This is a genomic window from Chthonomonas sp. (assembly GCF_035294165.1).
In the GTDB taxonomy this organism is placed as follows: Bacteria; Armatimonadota; Chthonomonadetes; order Chthonomonadales; family Chthonomonadaceae; genus Chthonomonas.
The window spans coordinates 1-2,669 of the sequence record NZ_DATGLN010000235.1; the positions used below are offsets into that span (position 1 = coordinate 1).

General features: G+C 52.9%; 3 protein-coding genes. 2 read left to right on the forward strand and 1 reads right to left on the reverse strand.

All coding sequences use genetic code 11. The annotated features are described in order from the left end of the window. The coding region (locus VKV29_RS13145) for an FAD-dependent oxidoreductase (protein WP_324201769.1) at nucleotides 1–825 on the reverse strand (825 nt) is incomplete at its 3' end. 609 nt (nucleotides 826–1,434) lie between these two features. Between VKV29_RS13145 and VKV29_RS13150 the strand changes: the two genes are divergently transcribed. Then, nucleotides 1,435–2,070, forward strand: coding sequence for an Lrp/AsnC family transcriptional regulator (locus tag VKV29_RS13150; protein WP_324201770.1), 636 nt, complete (start codon nucleotides 1,435–1,437; stop codon nucleotides 2,068–2,070). A 306-nt stretch (nucleotides 2,071–2,376) separates the two neighbouring features. Further along, nucleotides 2,377–2,669, forward strand: a 293-nt coding sequence (locus VKV29_RS13155) for a cyclic pyranopterin monophosphate synthase MoaC (protein ID WP_324201771.1), incomplete at its 3' end; no start/stop codon positions are given.

The window sequence follows — 2,669 nt, forward strand, 5'->3', positions numbered from 1 at the left end:
CCTACCCGTGGCAACGAGTACCTCATCAACCACCACCTCCTTCTTGCCCTGGGCGGTTACAACCTCTAGGGCTTTCATGCCATGCTTCTTGTAGACGCGGGCTATGCGCACCTTGAGTTGGAACTTTATACCCTCATCCTCGAGCACGTCTTGAAGGGTCTCCGACACCTCGGGCTCAGCCTGGGGCACAATCCTAGGCATGGCCTCAAGCACCGTAACCTCTGAGCCGAGGTGTCTGAAGGCTTGGCCGAGCTCTAGACCTATCGCCCCACCACCGATCACGGCTAGGCTCCCAGGTCGGCGCTCAAGGCTCCAAACACTGTCACTAGTGATGTACCCCGTCTGCTCTAGGCCCTCGATTGGTGGGGCTGTGGGCCTTGAGCCAGTGGCCACGATGAAGTTTTTGGCCGATATGAGCTTCTCGTAGCCATCACCCAGCACCCTTACCGTGGTTGGCGACTCGAACTGCGCCCTCCCATCCACCACCTCAACGTTGGGGTAGTACCGCAGCACCTTCTCATACTTCTCCCTCCTCATGTTGCCAACAAGTGTGTGCACACCCTCCATAAGCCTAGCGAAGTCTAAGGGGGGACTCACCGCGCCAACCCCGGGGAAAACCGCCCGGGCTGAGTAGTAGAGCCTGTGTGATGCCTCAAGCAGGTACTTGGAAGGCACGCATCCCACATTCACACATGTACCACCTATAGGACCCGTGCCAACCATAACTATGCGCGTCTTCCCAGAGCTCTTCTCACTAGCCTTAATCGCCGCGGCGAAAGCCGCTGCACCCTTACCCAGAATGGCTATATCCCATGTCTCCGTCATCAACAATCACACTTGTTATACGCTGGAAACAAGATGAGACTTCTGGTTAAACCATTAAAGGAAAACCCCTAACGTCTTTCTGTTTTTAAACTACCGCGCTTATATACGTCGACGCCCACGGCGCTTTCCAGTAAGAATTTTTCAGGCTTAAGCGCCAACATCTTAAAGGCCGCTATCCTAAACCCTCAAACTCAAACACTTCAAACACATGAGTTGAGGGCATACCACGATAGGTAATATTCCGGTACTATACACGCCAGCTCCGTGCTGGGTTGATTTGCGAACCAATTCCCCCCACGGAGGAGGCGTCCTCATCACATAGCCCACCCATACGTTATTGCTTGCTCACCCACCAACGATTTAAACACTTTTAGCCAGTGACTAATTAACGGCTAGAGGGGTTTGGCGACCGAGTATGAGGCCACACCATCCACACTCCATCTCCACTCCGAGGCTACTGGCTTAGGCTATCCAGCCAACGCTTATCGACCCCATTATCCTTGCAAACAATAGTGAAACTTTACTTTAATCATTTAAGCGGAATCGAGAAATACTTAGACTTATTAATATTATGGATGAGTCACTGGATGGTTGTGGTGGTGTTGGTGGATGTCTGTTAGGGTTGATGGTTTGGATGCTCAGATAGTTGAGTTGCTACAGGAGGATGGGAGGATGCTGTATAAGGACATCGCGGATAGGGTGGGTGTGAGCCTCCCCACTGTTAAGGCACGCATCAGGAGGCTCATGGCGCTCGGGCTCATAAAGAAGTTCACCGTGGTTGTGGACTCGGATAAGATAGCGGGTAAGGTTAGGGGTGTGCTGTTCGCCAAGGTGAACCCGACCGACGCCGAAGCCCTGACTCAGAGCTTATCTAAGATTGATGAGGTGAGGGCGGCTCACTTCGTGGCGGGTGAAAAACAGCTATTCTTAGAGGTCGAAGCGGATGATGTGGAGAGCTTTAACCGCCTCATCCTTGAAAGGCTTCCGAAGGAGGCCGGTTTGAGCGACATATCGGCCCACGTGATCACCCAGACAGTCAAGGAGGAGTACGGTGTGTCCCTGAAGGCCAACTCCTTCCTACAATACAAGTGCAACTTCTGCCACACAACAATCTACGGGAAACCCATAGTCAAGCACTATTACGGTGGAAAATACTACTTCTCTGGGGAGGAGTGCGCCGAGGCCTATAAGGGGATACTCGACCAAAAATTCGCTGAGAAAAAGAAAGCCAAGGCTGACAACTAACACGGGGCACCCTACAAACCAATCGAATCCACCCCTAAAACCAACGGTTTCGTCTTTAAGGAAGCGTGGAAGGGTGTGTTGTGATTCCGCTACGAAGCCTCGCCGACCTTCAACAACACTATATGGGGGGTGCCCAGGCTTCCATCCAGACCTCAGCCGCAGGCGGGCGCCCATCAGCCCATAGCCACCCTGCATGTATATGGTCGTGTTCGACCATCCCCCTATTCCGTGGCTACCCAGGCTTATGCGGTCCAGTGCACCCACCTAATGTAATGTTTATTATGGCTTGACACATATTCTTGAGTTATGAAGATGGTTGACATCTCCGATAAACCAGTGGTCAGAAGGGTGGCTGAGGCGTCTGGTAGGATAAGGCTTAGGAAGCACACTGTCGAGCTAATTAGAAGTGGAAAGGTTGAGAAGGGTGACCCGCTTAGTGGGGCGCAGTTTGCTGGTGTGAGCGCCGCTAAGAAGACGTGGGAGCTGCTGCCACTGTGCCACCAGATACCTCTCAACTCGGTTAATGTCTCCTTCGAGTTGGGGGAGGACTTCGTCGAGGTTAGGACGCGGGTCGCGGCCGACTATAAGACGGGTGTCGA

What these genes read in the sequence shown, in the direction of transcription:
- VKV29_RS13150 (WP_324201770.1), top strand. Translation starts at nt 1,435, where the DNA reads ATGTCTGTTAGGGTTGATGGTTTGGATGCTCAGATAGTTGAGTTGCTA.